Annotated in this window: 18 protein-coding genes and 1 pseudogene; 17 read left to right on the plus strand and 2 right to left on the minus strand. The window is 60.6% G+C overall.

Annotated elements, in window-relative coordinates; translation table 11 throughout:
* Positions 1-14: 14 nt before the first annotated feature.
* Complete coding sequence (locus tag AWM69_RS09400; RefSeq protein WP_218726385.1) at positions 15-1691, minus strand: BCCT family transporter; 1677 nt, start codon at positions 1689-1691, stop codon at positions 15-17.
* A gap of 317 nt (positions 1692-2008) precedes the next feature.
* Between AWM69_RS09400 and AWM69_RS09405 the strand changes: the two genes are divergently transcribed.
* The 17 genes and pseudogenes from AWM69_RS09405 to AWM69_RS09480 all read left to right on the plus strand — a co-directional run bounded on the left by AWM69_RS09405 (position 2009) and on the right by AWM69_RS09480 (position 18454).
* Positions 2009-3208, plus strand: coding sequence for an aromatic ring-hydroxylating dioxygenase subunit alpha (locus AWM69_RS09405; RefSeq protein WP_218726386.1), 1200 nt, complete (start codon positions 2009-2011; stop codon positions 3206-3208).
* A complete protein-coding gene (locus AWM69_RS09410) occupies positions 3205-4644 on the plus strand; it encodes an aldehyde dehydrogenase family protein (RefSeq protein WP_131653962.1) in 1440 nt (479 codons plus the stop codon). Before AWM69_RS09405 ends, AWM69_RS09410 begins: the two co-directional genes overlap by 4 nt.
* Before the next feature lie 10 nt (positions 4645-4654).
* Positions 4655-4816, plus strand: a pseudogene (locus AWM69_RS22835) (rubredoxin); the annotation flags it as partial.
* Entirely contained in the window at positions 4805-6070 is a 1266-nt protein-coding gene (locus AWM69_RS09415; protein ID WP_256930267.1) for an FAD-dependent oxidoreductase, read from the plus strand. The pseudogene AWM69_RS22835 and the gene AWM69_RS09415, both read left to right, overlap by 12 nt.
* 10 nt (positions 6071-6080) lie before the next feature.
* The gene (locus AWM69_RS09420; protein WP_218726388.1) at positions 6081-7412 is read left to right on the plus strand and encodes an FAD-binding oxidoreductase; all 1332 of its coding nucleotides are present in this window, start codon (positions 6081-6083) and stop codon (positions 7410-7412) included.
* Positions 7409-7777 (plus strand): ethanolamine utilization protein EutQ, encoded by a 369-nt coding sequence (locus AWM69_RS09425; RefSeq protein WP_218726389.1) that lies wholly within the window; start codon positions 7409-7411, stop codon positions 7775-7777. The genes AWM69_RS09420 and AWM69_RS09425 overlap by 4 nt, the downstream gene beginning before the upstream one ends.
* Before the next feature lie 240 nt (positions 7778-8017).
* A complete protein-coding gene (locus AWM69_RS09430) occupies positions 8018-9718 on the plus strand; it encodes an FAD-dependent monooxygenase (protein ID WP_218726390.1) in 1701 nt (566 codons plus the stop codon).
* Positions 9719-9722: 4 nt separating this feature from the next.
* Positions 9723-9917 carry a DUF2783 domain-containing protein gene (locus AWM69_RS09435; RefSeq protein ID WP_256930254.1) on the plus strand — a complete coding sequence of 65 codons (195 nt, stop codon included), beginning with the start codon at positions 9723-9725 and terminating at the stop codon, positions 9915-9917.
* An 83-nt stretch (positions 9918-10000) separates the two neighbouring features.
* Complete coding sequence (locus AWM69_RS09440; RefSeq protein ID WP_218726391.1) at positions 10001-11347, plus strand: MFS transporter; 1347 nt, start codon at positions 10001-10003, stop codon at positions 11345-11347.
* 102 nt (positions 11348-11449) lie between these two features.
* Positions 11450-12259 (plus strand): response regulator transcription factor, encoded by an 810-nt coding sequence (locus AWM69_RS09445; RefSeq protein ID WP_048380121.1) that lies wholly within the window; start codon positions 11450-11452, stop codon positions 12257-12259.
* Between the two features lie 103 nt (positions 12260-12362).
* Positions 12363-12917 carry an NTP transferase domain-containing protein gene (locus AWM69_RS09450; protein ID WP_218726392.1) on the plus strand — a complete coding sequence of 185 codons (555 nt, stop codon included), beginning with the start codon at positions 12363-12365 and terminating at the stop codon, positions 12915-12917.
* Positions 12918-13130: 213 nt separating this feature from the next.
* Positions 13131-13916, plus strand: coding sequence for an endonuclease/exonuclease/phosphatase family protein (locus AWM69_RS09455; RefSeq protein WP_218726393.1), 786 nt, complete (start codon positions 13131-13133; stop codon positions 13914-13916).
* The gene (gene clsB, locus AWM69_RS09460; RefSeq protein ID WP_218726394.1) at positions 13913-15118 is read left to right on the plus strand and encodes a cardiolipin synthase ClsB; all 1206 of its coding nucleotides are present in this window, start codon (positions 13913-13915) and stop codon (positions 15116-15118) included. The genes AWM69_RS09455 and clsB overlap by 4 nt, the downstream gene beginning before the upstream one ends.
* Complete coding sequence (locus AWM69_RS09465; RefSeq protein WP_218726395.1) at positions 15115-16056, plus strand: lysylphosphatidylglycerol synthase domain-containing protein; 942 nt, start codon at positions 15115-15117, stop codon at positions 16054-16056. The genes clsB and AWM69_RS09465 overlap by 4 nt, the downstream gene beginning before the upstream one ends.
* A 110-nt stretch (positions 16057-16166) precedes the next feature.
* On the plus strand, positions 16167-16547 hold the full coding sequence (locus AWM69_RS09470) for a termination factor Rho (RefSeq protein ID WP_131653972.1): 381 nt from the start codon (positions 16167-16169) through the stop codon (positions 16545-16547).
* A gap of 55 nt (positions 16548-16602) precedes the next feature.
* The gene (locus AWM69_RS09475) at positions 16603-17700 is read left to right on the plus strand and encodes a DUF3182 family protein (RefSeq protein ID WP_218726396.1); all 1098 of its coding nucleotides are present in this window, start codon (positions 16603-16605) and stop codon (positions 17698-17700) included.
* A complete protein-coding gene (locus tag AWM69_RS09480) occupies positions 17684-18454 on the plus strand; it encodes a S9 family peptidase (protein ID WP_131653974.1) in 771 nt (256 codons plus the stop codon). Before AWM69_RS09475 ends, AWM69_RS09480 begins: the two co-directional genes overlap by 17 nt.
* Here AWM69_RS09480 and mtlD read toward each other — a convergent pair.
* Complete coding sequence (gene mtlD, locus AWM69_RS09485; protein WP_218726397.1) at positions 18433-20607, minus strand: bifunctional mannitol-1-phosphate dehydrogenase/phosphatase; 2175 nt, start codon at positions 20605-20607, stop codon at positions 18433-18435. The two genes, AWM69_RS09480 and mtlD, sit on opposite strands and share 22 nt — an antisense overlap.
* Positions 20608-20957: the final 350 nt, after the last annotated feature.

The raw sequence follows: 20957 nt of genomic DNA on the forward strand, positions 1-20957 counted from the left end.
CGGAGGTTGTGTCATCAGGCGAGTTCGCCGGGAGGCCTCAGCATTGCCATCCTTTCAGAGGCGGCTTCCTCGGGATGGTTCAGTGAGTCATTGGCGGTCGCGCGCATCATCCAACCCTCGGCGGTAGCCTGGGTATCGGCACGCAAACTGCGTAACAGGCTGAAGCAGGTCACCAGCAGAAAGAAGGCAATAGGCAGGCCGATGATGATGCTTGCCATCTGGATCGCCACCAGTCCGCCCGCCAGTAATAAACCGGCGGCAATCGCGCCTTCCAGAAAGCACCAAAGCACCCGGATCCAGTTGGGCGGATTGATGCTGCCCACGGAGTTGAGCATGCACAGCACCTGCGTCCCGGCATCGGCGGCCGTCACAAAATGCACGGCCAGCAGCAAACAGACAATGAGGCACAATACCCCACCGATGGCGGGACCATCCAGGCGCTGAAGCAAGGTAAACATGGCAGCCGTGGTTTCTTTCTGGGTGGCCTGAAGCACAGCCCCTCCCACAAACGGTGCAGCCACAACCTGTTCGGCGACAGGCAGTTGTGCATGGGCGTGACGGGCCTGCTGCTCGTCCTTGAGTGCCGCCCCGCCAAACACCGACATCCACAAGATGGTTACCAGCGTCGGCACGGCAAGGGCTCCGACGATCAGTTCACGAATGGTTCGACCGCGGGAAATGCGCGCAATGAACAAGCCCACGAAGGGGCCCCAAGTCATCCACCAGGGCCAGTAAAAGGCCGTCCAGCTATTTTGCCATTCACTGTCGCCCTGAGTGTCTGTCCAGAAACTCAGACCAACGACGTGCTGCACATAATCACCGGTGGCTTCGAAGAAAAAATTGAGTATGTAACGGGTCGGTCCCAACCACAGCACCACCAGCATCAGCCCAAAAGACAGCCACATGTTCAGTGTCGAAAGCCGCTTCATGCCCTTGGACAACCCGGCCACCAGCGAAACCGCCGCAATAAGGCTGACGAAGGCGATGATCGATAGCTGCAGACCGATACTGACCGGTACCTGGAACACCTGATTTAGACCGGTATTGATCTGCACCACCCCCAGCCCCAGCGATTGTGATACGCCAAAGGCGGTAATCGCCACCCCAAGAATGTCTACCACATGGCCGATAGGCCCGTAGATACGATTACCGATCAGGGGATAGAGAATGGAACGCAAGGCCAGCGGCAGGCCTTTGCAATACGCGAAGTAGGCCAGGCTGACGCCGATCATGGTGAAAATGGCCCAGGGATGCAGGCCCCAATGAAACAGCGTGAGCCGCATCGCGACCGTGGCTGCCTCGTCAGTCAGGCCCGGTGCGAACGGGTTATTGGCATAGTGCAGGACCGGCTCGGCGACCGACCAGAAGATCAGGCCAATGCCCATGCCGGCACTGAACAACATAGCGATCCAGGCACCGAAACTGAATTCAGGTGTGTCCTGTGCCCGGCCCAGCTTGAGCGCACCGTAAGGGCTCCATGCCAGCATCAGCAGCACACACAACAGGCCGCTCACCAGGGCCAGATAAAACCATTTGAAGTTATGCAGGATGGCGTCGGAAGCGGTCTTGAACACCAACGTGGCCTGGTCGCCCTTAAAGGCGCAGAGCAAGACGAAAGCGAGGACCAGGGCGACCGACACCACTGTCACGGTTGGATTGAGGCCTTTGAAAAGGCCACTTTTAGCACGCATCGGCTATCTCCCTTGTTGTTGTAGTACAGCGCTATACGGGATTTTTTGTTATGCAATGCAGTGATTGCGCGGCTCACAATGAGTGAGCGCCCTGTTCGCAACAAACCATTTAATCTCATGAATTAATGAGTTAAAGGAATGAGCCCTCCCCGTAAATGCCGGGGAATTGCCTGCCGATGGCGATGCACCTCATGAATGACTTTTTCTCATCAATCGACGTCGAAATATGGTTTGTCCCGCCTCATCCCCACCCTGAAGAATCACTCCAGCCAAAAGCCAACAAGGCCGACCAACCGTGCGATCTGGAGACAACAATAATGGGCATCGCCAACCTTATCCCCGTACACATTCTGGAAACCGTGCTGGCTCCTATCGAGCAAGCCCATGGCCTGACCAATGATTTTTACACCGAGCAGCCCTACTTCGAGCTGGACCGCGACCAGATCATGGGCCGCAACTGGGCGTGCATTGGTTTTGCCTCCGACCTGCCCACCAATGCCTACGTCAAACCGGTGGACTTCATGGGGCTGCCGCTGTTGATCATGCGCAACCGTGAAGGCCAGGTGCAGGTGTTCCATAACGTGTGCAGCCATCGCGGGGTCAAGTTGGTGCAGGAAGCCGGCACCGTTCAGGGCATGATCCGTTGCCCTTACCATTCCTGGACTTACGACCTGAACGGTGCGCTGCGCGGCACGCCCCATGTCGGGGGTATCAACCAGCACAAGGACGAGCGCTTCGCCTGCGAAAAGCACGGTTTGAAACCACTGCGCAGTGCCATCTGGATGGACATGGTGTTCATCAACTTGTCGGGTGATGCCCCTGCACTGGAAGAGGCTCTGGCTCCGTTAACCCAGCGCTGGACGCAATTCCTGGGACATGACGGCATGTCATTACTGCGTCGTGAATCCAACAGCGGTGCAATGGCCATTGAGGTCAACTGCAACTGGAAGCTGGCGGTCGAGAACTACTGCGAGGCTTATCACCTGCCCTGGATTCACCCAAGCCTGAACAGTTATTCCAAGCTGGAAGACCACTACAACATTCTTTTTGACCAATTCGCCGGGCAAGGCAGTTACGCCTACAACCTGTCTGACGTTGCCGGCACCCACCTGCCGACATTCCCGTCCTGGCCGGCTGACCGCATGCGCACCGCTGAATATGTGTCGTTCTTCCCCAACGTGTTGCTGGGGATACAGGCCGATCATGCCTTCGCCATGATGCTGGAGCCGGTCGCACCCGGGAAAACCATTGAGCACCTGCGTTTGTTCTATGTCGGTGACGAAGCCCTCGACCCGCTCTACGATGCCGCTCGCAAGGCTGTCATGGAGTCCTGGCGCGTGGTATTTGCCGAGGACATTGCCTCGGTGGAAGGCATGCAAAAAGGCCGCAGCTCACCAGGCTACAGAGGCGGCGCTTTTTCTCCGGAAATGGACTTGCCGACGCACTACTTCCACAAGTGGGCAGCCCGGGAGTTGCTCGACAGTGTCGATCAGGCCCACGGCGGAGAAGCCGTATGAGCCTTGTTCATTGGCGAAACCATATAAATGGTCAATGGGTCGACAGTGATCAACACCTGACCATCCTCAACCCGGCCAGCAATCAACCGGTGGCGACCATCGCACAGGCCAGCATTGCCGATGCCGAGTGCGCCCTGCAAGCCGCACGACGCTGTGCGGACAGCGGCGAATTGATCGCTGTACGCCCGGCCCGGCGCGTGACCTGGCTGCTGGAAATAGCACGACAGATCCGCCTGGTTGTCGATGACGGCGCCCACCTGCTCTGCGCGGAGAACGGTAAGACCTTCAACGATGCCCGAGACGAGTTCATCGAAGCGGCGAGGTATTTCGAGTACTACGCCGGCATGGCGGACAAAATTGAAGGCATTTCCGTGCCGTTGGGCAACGGTTACATGGACTTCACGCTGTATGAACCCATGGGCGTGTCCCTGCAGATAGTGCCCTGGAACTTCCCGGTCTCCATCTGCGCCCGCTCCCTGGCCCCGGCACTCGCTGCCGGCAACGCCGTCGTAATCAAGTCCCCGGAGTTGTCGCCGCTGGGTCTATGCATACTGATGCAGGCCATCGAGCGCGCTGGACTGCCAACCGGCGCGGTCAATTTGCTGTGCGGCCGCGGGCGTGAGGTCGGCGCCTATCTGGCGGGCCATAAACACGTTGATCAGATCGTTTTCACCGGCTCTGTGCCAACCGGGCAAAGCATCTTGCGCGCTGCCGCCGAAAATGCGGTGCCCAGCGTGATGGAGCTTGGTGGCAAATCCGCGGCACTGGTCTTCGCTGATGCCGACCGGGAGCAACTGCTGTCCAGCGTGCGCAGCGGCATCTTTTTCAATGCCGGGCAAGTGTGTTCGGCGCTGTCGAGGCTGCTGGTGGAGCGCTCGATCTACGACGAAGTAGTCGAACAGGTGGCCAGCTTGGCGAACAGCCTGCACATCGGCCCCGGGGCAGAGAACGCCGAGTTGACCCCGGTGATATCTGCCGGCCAATTGCACGGTATCCAGGCGATGTGTCGACGAGCCCAGGAACAAGGTGCGCGCGTAGTCGCAGGTGGCGATGCCGTCAGCGGCCTGAGCGGCAATTACATGCAGCCGACAGTTTTCTGTGATGTGACCCCGGAGATGGAAATTGCCAGCCAGGAAGTATTTGGCCCGGTGCTGGCCATTTTGCCTTTCGACACGGAAGAACAGGCCATTGGCCTGGCCAATGGGACCGACTTCGGCCTGGTAGCGGGTGTCTTCACTCAGGATTTGAACCGCGCCCTGCGCTGTGCCCGTCGACTGCGGGCCGGCCAGGTCTTCGTCAACGAGTGGTTCGCCGGTGGGATCGAGACACCGTTTGGGGGAGTCGGCCTGTCTGGTTATGGCCGTGAAAAGGGTCAGGAAGCGCTGTACAGCTATGTGCGCACCAAAAACCTGGCTGTGCGAATTCAAGGCGAGTGAGGCTGACTCCATGAAAAAGTGGCTATGCATTATTTGTGGTTTGATCTACGACGAAGCCTTGGGCTGGCCCGACGATGGGATAGCCGCCGGCACCCGCTGGGAAGATGTACCACAGGATTGGTTGTGCCCGGAATGCAAGGTCGGCAAAGGGGATTTCGAAATGATCGAAATCAGCGAGCCGCAGACCGCCGCACCGGTGGTGTGCATCGTCAGCGTCGCTCCGACTGGAGCGGGTGTTCCGGTGGTTGCACCTCAGCCGACCAGTGCAGCCGTCGGCCCGGTGGTGATTATTGGCAGCGGTCACGCCGGCTATGGCCTGGCCCAGGCACTGCGCAAACAGGATCCACTGCGCGAGATTTACGTGCTGACGCGAGAAAGCGGGCATGTCTACTCCAAACCTGCCCTGTCCATAGCCCTGGCCCAGGGGCGCAGCGCTGCGGTGCTGGTCAATGAAACCCCGCTGGCCATCGAGCAACGCTTGGGTATTCGGGTCTATCCGCATTGTCAGGTAGAGCGCATTGATGCCCAGAACCGGCGCCTCCACACCAGCCTCGGTGAAATGCCCTACGGTCAACTGGTGCTGGCCAGCGGTGCAACCCCGGTGCGCGTACCCGTCGAGGGGTGTGCCGAGGCACTGGTGAGCGTTAACAACCTGTCGGACTACCAGGCCTTTCGCACCCAACTGGAAGGCAAGCGTCGCATCGCAATCCTGGGCGACGGCTTGATTGGCTGCGAATTTGCCAACGACCTGGCCAGCAGCGGTTACCAGGTTCAGGTTATCGGCCTGGGCGCCTGGCCTATGGAGCGACTGTTACCCGAACCTGCCGGGCAGCACCTTCAAGCGGCTCTCACAGAGCTGGGAGTGAGCTGGAGCTTGCAAACCACTCTGCAGCGGATCGAGCGCAGCGCCGAGGGATTCGACTTGACGCTCGCCAACGGTGAACAGCATCAGGCCGATCTGGTGCTCTCGGCCATCGGCCTGCGGCCGGATCAGGTGCTGGCCCTGTCCTGCGGATTGGAGTGCGGCCGTGGCATCCAGGTCAATGAGTGCCTGCAGACGTCAATCCCCGGCATTTTTGCACTGGGTGACTGCATCGAAATCAATGGTCAACTGATGCCTTATCTGGCACCGATCAACCAGGGAATTGAAGCATTGGCGCGCACGCTTTCGGGCTACCCGACGGCCGTGCAATACCCGCTGATGCCGATCACCGTCAAGACCCCGGCGGCCCCGTTATGCCTGTTGCCCGCGCCATTCGGGTGCAGTGGCCAGTGGCAGATCGAACCTACAGCCGACGGACTCTGCGCGGCGTTCAACGATACCTCCGGTGTCTTGCGCGGCTTCGCCCTGATCGGCCGTCAGGCCCAGCAAAAACGCGGCGTCTGGCTGCAGAACTGTCAGCCCCTTCAAACCCACGTGGCTTAAGAAGAACCTTATGAACAATCGCGCTATTCATTTGCCGCACGATGATCAGGACTGCGGCTGGTATGCCGCCCTGCCCCCCGCCGTAGCCCCTCGACGCCTGGTGGGCCGACACCAGGTTGACTATGCGGTGATTGGTGCCGGCTTTGCCGGTCTGGCAGCCGCCCGCCGCTTGGCCGAACATCATCCCCATGCACGCATCGCGCTGATCGATGCGCAAAGGGTTGGGGAAGGCGCCTCTGGCCGCAACTCGGGTTTTGTCATAGACCTGCCACACAAAATGGCTCTTGAGCATCCTGATGCAGCACACAAGCAACGCCTGCTCGGCTTGAATCGCTCAGCCATCGACCAACTGCAACGGCTGATCGGTCAACACCGGATCGACTGCCAGTGGTCCCCTGCCGGGAAGTATCAGGGCGCAGTGGGGCCGCGGGGACTGGCGTATCTGGAACATTTTGAAGGGTTGCTGCGGGACTTGGGCGAACCTTTTCGCAGTGTCGAAGGCGACGAACTGGCCAACGTACTCGGAACCCGCTATTACAGCCGCGCCGTGTTCACTCAGGGCTCGTGGTTAATGCAGCCGGCGGCGCTGGTGCGCGGTCTGGCCGACTCGCTGCCGGAAAACGTCGAACTGCTCGAACAGTCGCCGATTCAAGGCCTGCAGCGCGACAGTCAGGGTCAATGGTTACTGCAAGGCACCGAAGGTCAGGTACGCACGCCACAGCTGCTGCTGGGCACCAGCATTTTTACCCAGGAATTCGGTTACCTGCGCAGCCGTCTGCTACCGGTAATGACCTTCGCCAGCTGGACCCGGCCATTGGCGCAGGCAGAAATGCAGAGCCTCGGCATCCAGCCCGACTGGGGGCTGACCCCGGCCGACCATGCCGGCACCACCGTGCGCATGACCCAGGATAACCGCCTGATGATTCGCAACACCTACAAGCACGTGCCGCGCTATGGCAAGAGCGTCAATGACAACACACGCCGGGACATTCGCGCGGGTCATCGCAAGGCCCTCCTGGCACGCTATCCGCAACTGGAGAACGTTGAGTTTACCCACACTTGGGGTGGCGTTTATGCGATCTCGCGCAACTTCACCAATTTCTTTGGTGAACTGGAGAGCGGTGTCTATGCCACCGCTTGCGATAATGGGGTCGGCGCAGCCTGGGGCACTGTGTCCGGGACATTGCTGGCCGACATGGCCACAGGTGCCGATTCACAGCACTTGCAGGATATTCGCGCCGTCACCGGTATGCCCTCACGCAACCCGCCCGAGCCGTTGCTGGGACTCGGGGTGCGCACGCGGATTCGACTGGCATCCTGGAACAGCAGAGGTGAACTATGAAACGGATCTACGGCAAAGGACCGGTGCGTCTGGTCGACCACCGGGATCTTGAGTTTGTCCATCGGGGTGGTCCTCCCGGCGGAGCCTCTGTTGCCCGCGCGTTGAGCAATGAAATATCACCCCATCTAGGCGTCGGCTTCGCTCGTTGGGAAGGCGCCGAAGTGAGCTGGACCCTGCTCTATGACGAAGTCATCTTCGTCATAGAGGGGTGTTTCGAGCTTAAGGCTAACGGCAACCTGTACAAGGTTGAACCTGGCCAGATGCTGTGGATTCCCGAAGGAACCGAACTGGTTTACGCCGGCCATGCATTGTTCGGCTATGTGGTCTACCCCGGTGACTGGAAACAACGCCACGGCCTTGGCTGACACACGAGCGCTCAAGCCCCACTCCCCCTCCGCCCCCTCACATAAAGTCCGGGCCCGGGCGTTAACGGCCTGAGCCCGGGCCAGCACATCGTTCATCCCCGCACCTGCACTGCCTCTCGCCAAACCCGCTGCAAGTTGTCCCCATAAGGGGACATCCCTTTGTCGCGGGCGCCTTAAAGTCGACCTCTGCGAACCGGCCCAGGCCAATAACCATAAAAACGTTTCCGGAGACGCCTTGCGATGCACACACCGCTCGCTGAACCCCGTCGATCAATTTATTTCGACTATCAGGTCTACCCTGCCCATACCGCCAGCGTGGGGGCCAGTGCGGTCAAACGCCACCCGGTGGTGATTGTCGGCGCCGGCCCCATTGGCCTGACCACCGCTCTGGACCTGGCCCGATACGGCATCGCCTCGATCGTGCTTGAGTCCGAACGCCAGGTCAGCGAGGGCAGCCGCGCCATTGTCTTCACCCGGCGCTCGCTGGAAATCCTGCAGCAGGTCGGGGTGGCCGATCGCGTCACTGCGGCGGGTCTGAGTTGGCGCTTTGGCAACTCCTTCTACCGTAACCAACGGGTCTTTCGCATGGAGGCCCCCCATGACCCGGATGACCGTTTTGCGCCGATGACCAATTTGCAGCAGCCGTGCCTGGAGCAATTCCTGGTGGATGCCTGCCAGGCCAATCCGCTGATCGAGCTGCGTTGGGGCAATAAGGTGGAACAACTGGCCCAGGCCGAGGATCACGCCACCCTGACCGTGGACACCCCTCAGGGTGACTATCAATTGCAAGCCAACTGGGTGGTGGCCGCAGACGGTGCACGCTCGGCGATTCGCAGCCTGCTGGAGCTGAAACTTGAAGGCGCCTCCTATGAAGGTCGCTTCGTGATTGCCGATATCAAGATCGATCTTGATTTGCCCACCGAGCGCCTGGCTTACTTCGACCCGCACTGGAACCCCGGCAATACCGTGCTGATGCACCGGGAACCGGGCAATATCTGGCGGATCGACTACCAGTTGCCACGGGATGAAACCCCCGAGCAGGCCCTGTCGGCCGAATCCTTGCGCGAGCGGATCAATGCGCAACTGGCGATTGTCGGGGTCGACAACCCCCAATGGCAGCTGGACTGGTGCTCGGTGTACTCGGCACGGGCCTTGACCCTGCCTGACTACATCCACGGTCGAGTGATTTTCACCGGCGACGCGGCTCACCTGCTGCCGATCTTTGGGGTGCGCGGGGCCAATACCGGCTTCCAGGACTGCCACGATCTGGGCTGGAAGCTGGCCCTGACCCTCAAGGGCGTGGCCGGCCCGGGCCTGCTCGGTTCGTATACTGCGGAGCGGGTGGCGGCAGCCCGCGAGATCATCGCCGAAGCCGGTAAAAGCACGCGGTTCATGACGCCGCCCACCCCCGGGCATTGCCTGGTGCGCGATGCGGTGCTGTCGCTGTCACTGACTCAGGCGTTCGTCCGCCCGCTCTATCACTGGCGTACGTCCCGGGCTCATGACTACGTCAACTCCTCCTTGAACTGCCCGGGCGACGACAACGCCCTCTTCACCTGTGGGCCGCGCCAGGGAGCGCCGTTGTTGAACATCAAGCTGGGCGAGGACCAATTTCTGTTCGACAGGCTGGGCGCATCGTTCTACCTGCTGTATTTCACCGATGCCGCTGAGGTGCCCGACGCGATCCAGGCCCGGGTACAGGCGTTGCATGAACGAGGTGTGCCGCTGCGCGTCCTGGCCATCAGCGCTCAGCCGCGAGCCCGCATCAGCGGCGCAGACGAACTGATCGACGACAGCAACGGCCATTTGCACAGCAAATACGGCGCCGTCAGCGGCAGTGCCTACCTTGTGCGACCGGATCAGCATGTCTGTGCACGCTGGCAGCAACTCAGCGGTCCGGCCCTGGGCTGCGCCATCGAAACAGCCTTGGGCAATGAGTGAGGGCATGACCATGACACACAAGCAACTGACCACCTGCGAACTTGAGCAGGTCTACGACCGGCTGGCTGATGCCCTGGATCAGGCCATGGCGGACAAGCGCGAATTGTTCCTGGTAAAACTGGCCCTGCTCTGCGCCCAGGAGCTAGGGGATGCCGGGCAATTCCGCATGTTGAGCGACATCGCCTTAAAAGACCTGTAACGCCGTACCCTGCATGCAGTTTGCCGCCGGCCTGCGGTAACAGGCCGGCGAGCCTTCCTATAACAATAATCAGGAAGTCCCCGATGACTCCAAACACCCCTGCCAGTGCAACCATCACGGTGGCTGCTTGGTCTCAGGACAGCTATCAGCGCGTGTGCAACAAAGTCTCCAGGCGACTGATCGGCTTCTTGTTCGTCTGCTTTGTGCTGTCGTTCCTTGATCGCATCAACATCGGTTTCGCCGGACTGACCATGATGGCCGACCTGGGCCTGAGCGGAACCCAGTTCGGCCTGGCGTCTACCTTCTTTTACATTGCCTATATCGCCTGCGGCATTCCCAGCAATATCGCCCTGGCGCGTGTCGGTGCCCGGCGCTGGATCGGCAGCCTGATGATTGCATGGGGGCTGGCCTCGACTTGCACCCTGTTCGCTACGGATGCCAATTCCCTGTACCTGCTGCGGATTCTGGTGGGGATTACCGAGGCGGGCTTCTTGCCCGGTGTGTTGTTGTACATGACCTTCTGGTTTCCCACGGCCTACCGTGCGCGGGCCAACGCCCTGTTCATGATCGCCATGCCCTTTACCGCCGGCTTCAGTTCGGCACTGTCCGGGCTTATTCTGGGGCTGGATGGCCTGTGGGGACTCAAGGGCTGGCAATGGCTGTTTCTGCTCGAAGGACTGCCCTCGGTGCTCATGGGGTTCGTGGTGTTCTATTACCTGGATGATCGCCCGCAACAGGCCAGGTGGCTGAACCACGATGAACAGGCCCTGCTCCAGCAGGCCCTCGATGCCGAAGCCGCGAGCGGCCAGGCGCCCGCCAGCGAGCAACGTCGCGGCCTGCTGGCCGAGCTGGTCTCTCCGCGCATTCTGTTGTTCTGCCTGGTCTACTTTTGCCTGGTCAATACCCTGGCGATGATCGCGGTCTGGACCCCGCTGATCGTGAAAAGCTTCAACAGCACCGACAGTAACCAGTCCATCGGCTTGCTGGCCGCCATCCCGCAAGTCTGCACCATTGTCCTGATGATCGTCTGGGGCCTGCATTCGGATCGCACCCGCGAGCGGCGCTGGCATTTGGTGCTGCCCATGATGCTGGCCGCCTGCGGCTGGATACTCACGGCGCTCTCGAACCATGCCGTGCTGCAACTGATGGGCGTGTGCATGGCCGCAAGCGGCTCCTACAGCGCCATGTCGATATTCTGGACCCTTCCCGACCTGTCCTTGAGCTTTGGCGCCCGTGCTGTGGGCATTGCCGTCATCAACGCGGTGGGCAATATCGGTTCGGCGCTCAATCCGCTGGTCATCGGCTGGCTGAAAGACCTGACACACAGCTTCGGCTCCGGCTTTGCCTATGCCGCGGTCCTGATGATCGTCGGCGCGCTTCTGGCACTGCGCCTGCCTACTCCGGAGCGTTCTGTCGGCGCTGCCCCATAGTCCCGCTCAGAGCCCGCCGATTGAATGCTGGAGTGGCGGGCTCCTGCCGTGGCATTCTCGACAAAACAACAACAACAGCCCGGCACCCAGAAGGAATTCGCCATGCAGTACTGGCCCTTGCGTTCCTGCCGTAGTGAACACAGCCTCAATATTGCCCACACCGCCAACCTGCTGGCCAGGATTGGTCATAATCGCAGCAAGTACCTGGCGGCCGACCTGTTGCAGGTTATCGGGCCCGGCGTGCCTCTGGCCCAATGCACCATCTTCGCCTACCCGCAACGGCGCAACCCGCAGGTCTTTTCCTTCGCGGACCGGGCCCGGGACGTCTCACTGCCGGCAATTTCCAACACCTATATCCAGCGTTTCCATGATCAGGACGGTAACCGGCAGGCCATGAACAAGGCCGCCGTTGGCGAAAGCACGATCGTCCATCGCCAGTCCATCGACGACATTACCCATAACGATTACCGGCGCATTTGCTATGAGCAGCCGCAAATTTCCGAACGTGTGGCGTTACTGACCCACTGCGAAAGCAATTGCTGGCTATCGGTGAATTTTTACCGTGGCCGAGAACACGGGCATTTTTCGGAAACAGAGATGAATTTCCTGGAAACCGTTGCCCCGCTGCTGATCCAGGCGGTGCGCCTGCACTACCACGCCTACTTGCAAGCCAACGAAATGCCCTTGCTGCTGACCGAGCGGGTTATCAGGCAACAACACATTGAACTGACCCTGCGTGAGCAGGAACTGCTGCGCCTGATCATGACCGGTCACGGGGTGGAAGAGATTGCCGAACGGCTGGGGGTGCGTCCGCTGAGTGCGGCCACCTATGTCAAACGCCTGTACCGAAAGCTAGGTATCAACGGGCTGCGCGAGCTGTTCGGGCTGGCCACCCGGGCGGAATGGGCATGATCCGCTTCACCTTGCCAATCGCTCGCACCCTGAATGGCAGGGTGCGCGGCGTTATGGCAGCTACAACAGCGTACATTAAGCCCTTCTACAGCAAGGTGCGCCCATGAGCGAAACCCATGATCCGGTCGTCCTCCTCCTGGCTGCCGGCCGCTCAAGCCGTTTTCTGGCCTCCGGAGGGCCGTGCCACAAGCTTGAAATGCCCCTTTGCGGGCTGCCGGTGCTCGAACATGTGATCCGTGCAGTCCAGGCCTGCGGGTTGCCGTGGCACGTGGTGCGCTCCGCGCAGGGCGATGGCATGGGCGACTCCATTGCCGCAGGCGTACGGGCCACTGCGAACGCTTCGGGCTGGCTGGTGCTACCCGGCGACCTGCCCCTCATCACGGCCGACAGCCTGCGCAAGGTGGCGCAGGCACTGGCCTCGGCAGCAATCGTGGTGCCCACCTGGCACCGGCAAAAAGGCCATCCGGTAGGCTTCTCTGCCCAGTGTTTCAATGACCTGCTGCAACTGACCGGAGAGCATGGCGCGGCGAGTATTGTCGCGGCGCAGGATGCGTGCGGCAATGTGCTCAGGCTGGCGCTCGATGACCAGGGCATTGTCCAGGATGTCGACACCCTCGACGATCTGAAATACGTCGAGACACTGATGGCGCAAAGGTGAAGGGTTGGCTTCACCCGCGTGGGCCTTGCTCCCGCCACCGGGGGCTGCTGATGGGCTCAGGCTTGAACGGATCACACCGCAAATAACCTGAACCCTGCGCCCCCCTCTCAGTCGGATCTAGTAGGCCCACTGGAATCTGGCCCTCTTTGTCTCCACCGATGCCGGCAATCATGATGACTGCCAGCCCGGGGTTCGACGGCAAGGTGCTCATTGATGGCGACTGTCCGCAATACCGATGCTCCCTCCACCGGGGCGCCTGCAGTCCATTCGCTGCATGTGCTGACGGTGAACACCCACAAGGGGTTTACCGCGCTCAACCGGCGTTTCATTCTCCCTGAGCTGCGCGAAGCCGTGCGTGAGGCCAGCGCCGACGTGGTGTTTCTGCAGGAGGTGCTCGGCGCGCATAAAGGACATGCCCGTCGCTTCAGTAATTGGCCGCAGGTTCCGCAGTATGAGTTTCTCGCCGAGAGCATGTGGCCGCAGTTCGCCTATGGCCGCAATGCGCTGTATCCCGAGGGCGAGCACGGCAATGCACTGCTGTCCAAGTACCCGATCCGCGAGCACGCCAATTACGATGTGTCCCTGAGCGGCACTGAAAAGCGCGGCCTGTTGTACGCCATCCTCGATGTGCCCGGCCCGCATGCAGTACACGTGATCTGCGTTCATCTGGGGTTGGCCGAAGACCATCGTCGACGCCAATTGCATCTGCTCTGCGAGCTGCTCGGGGGGATTGACGATGCAGCCCCGGTGATCGTCGCCGGGGACTTCAACGACTGGCGCTTGCGGGCCGATGCCAAGCTTCAGACTCAAGCCATGGGTGAAGTATTCACCGCTGCGTACGGAAAACCGGCGCGCAGCTTTCCGGCATTCTGGCCATTGTTGCGCCTGGACCGTATCTACCTGCGCAACGCAATGGCCAAGGCGCCACGGGTGCTGTCCATGCGTCCGTGGTCGCACCTCTCCGACCATGTGCCGTTAGCCGTGGAGGTGCTGTTATGAATTACCCCTGGCGAGACGGGAACCGCGTGAACTTGCTGATCAACGGCGAGGACTATTACCCCCGCGTGTTCAAGGCGGTGCGTGCAGCACGCAGGGAAATCCTGATCGAAACCTTCATCATTTTCGAGGACAAGGTGGGCCGCGCCTTCAAGAATGTTCTGGTTGCCGCTGCCCGCCGTGGCGTGCATATCGAGCTGACCGTGGACGGTTACGGTACGGCAGAACTCAGCCCCCGGTACATCGGTGAGCTGACCGAAGCCGGGATCAACATCCACGTCTTCGACCCGGCGCGGCGTGTGTTCGGCCTGCGCTCCAACCTGTTTCGCCGCATGCATCGCAAGATTCTGCTGATCGATGGCGAGTGCGCGTTCATCGGCGGCATCAACTACTCAGCCGACCACCTGGGCGACTACGGCCCCATGGCCAAACAGGATTACGCCCTTGAAGTACAGGGTCCGGTGGTTGCCGATATCCATCGCGACGTACTGCGCATGCTCAAGCCTGTGATCAAAGCGCCAAGCGATGTGTGCCCGGGCCGGTGCCGGGTCGGCGACGCTCGCCTGTTGCTGTCGATACGCGACAACGCGGACCACAGTACCGATATCGAAGAGCAATACCTGCTCGCCATCCGGGCCGCGGTCCATCGGCTGGTGATTGCCAATGCTTATTTCTTTCCCGGCTATCGCCTGCTGCGCGAGTTGCGCAATGCGTCCCGGCGCGGGGTCGAAGTGACCCTGATCCTTCAGGGTCAGCCGGATATGCCCTGGGTTCGCTCCGCGTCCCGGCTGTTGTACAACTACCTGCTGCGCGACGGGGTCAGGATTTTCGAGTATTGCCAGCGACCGTTCCACGGCAAAGTGGCATTGATGGACCATGAGTGGTCGACCGTGGGTTCGAGCAACCTTGACCCGCTGAGCCTGGCATTGAATCTGGAAGCCAACCTGTTCATCCGCGACCGCGCCCTCAACCGGCAGTTGCATGATCACTTGCTGGGTCTGGCCACCGAGCACTGCACGCGCATCACCCTGGCCCGGGTGACCCGCGGTTACTGGTGGCGGGCGCCATTGATCTTCATCGGTTTTCACCTTACCCGCCGTTTTCCGGCGATTGCCGGTTTGTTGCCCGCCCATACCCCCCGGTTGAGATCGTTGCGCACACTGGATGACGGTGAGTTGAGCTATGACCAGGAGAACATCCCATGATCAATCGCCTGGTGACCCTGTTTTTCTTCATCCTGGTGTCGGTGCTGCTGTTCTTACTGGTCAAGAATCTGGACTGGCAGGACGTCAGCCACGCATTGCTCGCCTACAAAGGCACGACGCTTGCCCTTGGTGGCGCCGTGGCGTTGGCCAGTTATGCCGTGTATGTCGGCTTCGACCTGCTCGGCCGGCGCTATACCGGGCATCAATTACCCGTGCGCCAGGTGGTGCCGGTGACCTTCGTCTGCTACGCCTTCACCCTTAACCTCAGCGCCTGGGTGGGTGGCATCGCCTTGCGTTTTCGCCTGTACTCGCGACTTGGCCTGGACCTGCCCACCATTACCCGCATCCTCACCCTGAGCCTGATCACCAATTGGCTGGGCTACATGCTGCTCGCCGGAGGGGTGTTCTCGTTGCGCCTGATCCGTTTGCCCCCAACCTGGGAAATCGGCACCACCACCTTGCAGTGGATCGGTTTCGGGCTGCTGGCAGCCGCCTGCACCTATCTGCTTGCCTGTCGTTTCTGCAAACGCCGCGAGTGGCGCTGGCGCGAGCAGGAAATCATCCTGCCCGGGGCGAAGATAGCCCTGGCGCAAGCCGTTCTGGGGGTCTTGAACTGGTCACTGATGGCGTTGCTGATCTTCCTCCTGCTCCCGGAAAAAGCCTTTTACCCGACAATCCTGGGCGTATTGCTGATCAGCAGCATTGCTGGCGTCATCACCCACATACCGGCCGGACTCGGTGTGCTCGAAGCGGTCTTCATCGCCCTGCTGCAGCACCAATTCAGCCACGGCACCCTGGTGGCGGCGCTGATCAGCTACCGGGTGATCTACTTTCTGATTCCTCTGCTGCTGGCCTGCGCGGTCTATGCCGTGCTGGAAAAGCAGGCAAGGACATTACGCCAAGGCACAGAAAAGAGCGTGGCCAGGCCAAAGACCTGAGCGCTACAGCCCTCATGCGCGGTGGCACGCGACCATTCATCAGCCAGCCTGAACCCGGCAAAGCGAGCGCGACTCACACGTTCAAGATCCACCAAACAGGAGTGCTTGTCATGACGCGAGGCAGCAAAGACAAATACACCCTCAAGCAGAAACGCCAGGCCGAACATATAGAAGAGGCGTATGAAGAAAAAGGCCTGTCCCCCGAAGATGCTGAAGCCCGTGCCTGGGCGACGGTGAACAAGCAATCGGGTGGCGGTGAGCGTGCCGGCGGCTCGGGGCAGGACAAATCCCCCGCCGACAAGGCCAGCTCGCGCAGGAGTTCAGCCCGGCGTGCGGTGGCCAGCAAGCACGGCCTTGCGCGCTCATCTCGCGAATCCCTGGCCACAGAAACCAAGGCCGAACTGATGAAAATGGCCCGGGCGAACAATATCCCGGGGCGCTCGACCATGCATAAGCATGAGTTGGTCGAAGCCCTGAGCAAGGTGTCCTGACCCAGACGGGTTGCGCCTGGCAGGAAGCCCTCTGCCCGCATTCAAGGAGTTGCACATGCCCCCTAAAACCGGCGTTGTCTTGCTTCCGGCCACTCCCCCACCGCCCTCGCACGAGCAGGCCAGTCACAGGGTGATCGCAACGATGCTTGCCGAGGTGCTGGGTATCGGTTTTCTGGGTGATTACCCGCCTCAGGACCGCAGCCCGCTGTATTTCGTCCCCACCGATACCCTCATCGGTGATGAGTCAAAGGCGCTCGGCATCACGGGCATCAATGACTTGTTCGGCGGTGCAGTGGGTCATCCGTTCATGGCCACCAAAGCGATCACCCACGGCTTGCTCACAGCCGGTACCACTGCCCCTGCGGGATGGTGTTCGCTGTTCGCCGAACAGGTACACGGGGCGGTATTGACGGGCTTTACCGTGTTCGACGTCGAGGATGCGCTGAATGCCGGGTGCCTGTTGCTCGAGCTCGGAGATATCCGCCTGAAACCGGTGCGGGGCAAAGCCGGGCGCGGCCAGGTCATGATCCGCAACCGCAAGGCGCTGGAACGCTACCTCGCCGACGTTGATCGCGCTGAACTGGCTGTGTGGGGCCTGGTGCTGGAAGAAAACCTGACCTCGGTCGTCACCTGCAGTGTGGGCCAGGTCAGGGTGGCGGACCTGATTGTGAGTTACTACGGCACCCAGCGCCTGACACATGACAACAACGGCGAAGAGGTGTACGGCGGTTCTGACCTGAAGCTGGTGCGCGGCGACTATGACAGCCTCGACCGTCTGCCACTGGATGATCGGGCGCGCCTGGCCGTGAAGCAGGCGAAGAGTTACGAGTCGGCGGCCTGCTATGCCTACCCGTCGCTGTTCGCGTCGCGGCGCAACTACGATGTTGCCCAAGGCACCGATAGCCGCGGGCACTTCCGCTCTGGGGTACTGGAGCAGTCCTGGCGCATTGGCGGCGCCAGCGGTGCCGAGGTGCTGGCGCTGCGTGCCTTTGCTGGCGATACCACGCTGCAGCGCGTGGACGCCTGTACCCTCGAAACCTATGGCAAACCCCAATTGCCCCACGATGCCATCCTGCTGTTCCAAGGACACGATGAAGATGTCGGTTTCATCAATAAAAGCGCGAGAATCCTGGCGTATGACTGCTCGCAGTGAACTGATCGAAATTGAAGTCAACGACGCGCGTTTGGCCGGGACCGTGCTGACACCGGGCGCGAAAATGCCGGGCATTCTGTTTGTCCATGGCTGGGGGGGCAGCCAGCACCGGGACCTTGCACGGGCCAAGGGCCTTGCCGGGCTGGGCTGTGTTTGTCTGACCTTTGACCTGCGCGGACATGAGAAAACCCTGTCCCAGCGTGATCACATCACCCGCAAGCACAACCTGGACGATATCATCGCCGCCTACGACCGGCTGGTGAGCCATCCCTCCACCGACACCGATGCCATCGCGGTGATCGGCAGCAGTTACGGGGGTTACCTTGCGACCATCCTGACCCAGCAGCGTGCCGTGCGCTGGCTGGCATTACGCGTGCCAGCGCTGTACTGGGACCAGGACTGGGAACTGCCCAAGACGCAACTCGACCGCAACCGCCTGAGCCAGTATCGCCACGCGCTGCAGAGCCCGGACAGCAACCGGGCGCTGGCGGCCTGCAGCACGTTTACAGGCGATGTGCTGCTGGTCGAGTCAGAGCATGACGACTATGTCCCGCATACCACCATCATGAGTTACCGGCATGCCTTCATGCGCTCGCACTCCCTGAGCCATCGCATTATCGACGGCGCGGATCACGCGCTGTCGACGGACAGCCAGCAAGAGGCCTATACCGCCCTGATCAATGCGTGGGTGGGCGAAATGGTGATTGGCGCGCGGATTGGCGACTATCCCCATCACCCCACTCGACGCGCCTGAGCAGGTTGAACGCCCTGCACTTGCAAAGGCCAGTCCCAATGGTTTGAATCCGGGTCCTGTAAACGCTCAAAGTGCCCGCCAATGCTCTCGATCAATTGCGCATCCTTGATCGGGTCCAGCCCCGGATACGGTTGGGCGTTGTAGCTCCCCGCATACGTCAGCACCTCTTCGATGCGGCCACCCTCCTGGTACAGCGTACGGATCAGGCGTGATTCCTGGTCCTTGCTGTCTTTGGAGCGCAGCGCATAGTGCAGTGCCAGGGCAATGCCGAACGCCAGGGCGTCGGCGTCTATCCCGTGTTTTTGTGCCAGATCAATGCTGCGCAGAATGCGCTCATTGCGTTGCAACTTGCGCAACGGATCACGCCCGACACGGGCGCAAGGGTCCTTGAACGAGGTGTTGCAACGCTCCAGGAATGTCTTCGAAAAATCGACGACGGCTTCTGCCATATGCGGGTGTTCGGCTACCAGCGCCGGTCCGACCGTCTGACGGATCAGGCGTTCGGCCAGGGCACTGACCCGCGGATCGCCCATGCCCTGCCCCAACCAGGAATAACCCAACAGGCTGGCGTACCAGGCAATGATCGCGTGCGGGCCGTTCCACAGCAGGTTCTTCATCACTTGGGTCTGAGTGATGTCATCCACCGTTTTGACCTGGCGCAGACGCTCCAGAAGATGGCTGCTGCGTTCGGCATACAACGGCATGTCCGATTCGCTGTTGAACAGGATCAAGTGCAATTGGCTCAGGGCGTTGCTGGACTGGGCAAAGGGCCGAAAACGGGAAATAAGCCGCTCATATTCGGGCGTCGGAATCCTGGGGGATCGGGCCGGCGCGACGATTTCATCGTCCAGACTGTTCTGGAAAATCTTCGACTTGATCCGCAACTGGCGCACCAGCGCCTCATTGGAAATCTTCGAGACAATACGGCTGACCACCGTTTCGACGAAGTGAGTATTGTCCAGGATTTTCTGGCACAGCGCGGGTGCAACCCGCTGTTCAAGCTGCGCCTGCACATGCCGCCGAACAAAGTCCGCACCGCCGACTTTGTTCAACACAATGAGAATCGTCAGCTCGCGACCGCGCCGCTGATAACGGCGGATGAGGCCCTCGGCAATGACATCCGCCTGTTTGCGAATTGCTGGCTCCGGGAGGCTCAGCCCGACGATTTCGGCCACGTCATACATCTTGATGACCGCTTCAGCGTCGTCCATGTCGATCATTCTGAGGTTTTCGATGGTCTGATCGAACGAGGTGGCCCCATAGCGCACGCTGAACCTGCCGAAGGCTTCCACCGTGTCGCGCAGCATGCGCGAACGGGTCGCGGCAATAATCTCGCAGGGCCGGGTGTAGCCATCCCAGTGAGAAAAAATCTGCGTCAGGTACCCGCCGCCCATCGCACCAAAGCCATGGATGCCCACGCTGAACTGATTGAGGGCCTGAGGAAAGCTCTCGGTCAGTTCGGGGGTACCGAGGTCAGGCATGCACGCGTTCAGATCACCCAGAAACTCATGCATGTTCGGGTAGGCCTTCAGCGCCCCGGCCTTGACCTCGGGCGCCGGGGCCTTGATATCTTCAATCAGAATCGGCTGCCCCTCGGCGCGGATCGCCGACAGCAAACCGTTTTCCGAGTCTTCGAGCATCAGGCAATGCTGTGGCAGGCAGTTCAAGGCACTTGCCGCTGCGAGGAAGATTTCGGGATGCGGTTTGCCCTGAGTGACCTCGTCACCACACACCGTGATGTCGAAATATTTGAGCACATTGGCGTTGATCAAATATTCCTCGGCAATGGCCCGGCGGCTCGAGGTCGCTACGGCCATGGTCAGACCGTACTTGCGCAAACGCTCCAGCACTTCCAGCAAGCCATCCTTGATCGGCACCCCATGATTGCGTACATGCAGCAGTTCCAGTTCGTCAGCCCGCTGCCTGACCTGGGCATAAGGGAAGTCTTCACCATGATTGGCCTTCGCCAGCGCCTCGGCTTTCTTGGCACTCAGGCCCAATGACCCCATCAGCGTTTCTTCGCTCAGCGGCGTGCCGAAAATTTCGAGTGCGGCCTGCTTGAGGGTTTTAAAGCGCAGGCGTTCGGTGTCAAACATGGTGCCATCCATGTCGAAGATGGCACTGAGTATTCTTTTACCCTGGAAATAGATCATGGGTGCAGCTCCTTGTACCGCGAGCATCAGGTCGCACCATCGTGTTCAGGCGAACTGACGCTATCGTAACTTGACGCTGATCGGCCGTTCGCGTGGTGCGAGGCCGTTCGGAGTGTGTCGAGTCAGAATGTGAAGAGATCAAATAAAAATACCGGGCAACACCCGCCACCGTTAAACACGGGAGCGGACCGGCCGGTTCGGCTAGCGGTCAGAAAAAATCAGGCGGGGGGACGTAGCAATGGCGCCTGTCGGCGCAGCGGCCCGGCAAACTGAGTCGCAGGCGGGATAAAGCGAAGTGAACAAAGAAGCTGGCAACAAACCCTGTAACTGCGTGATCGCAGTGTTTGACG

It is taken from the genome of Pseudomonas sp. D1HM, from assembly GCF_019266105.1.
In the GTDB taxonomy this organism is placed as follows: Bacteria; Pseudomonadota; Gammaproteobacteria; order Pseudomonadales; family Pseudomonadaceae; genus Aquipseudomonas; species Aquipseudomonas taetrolens.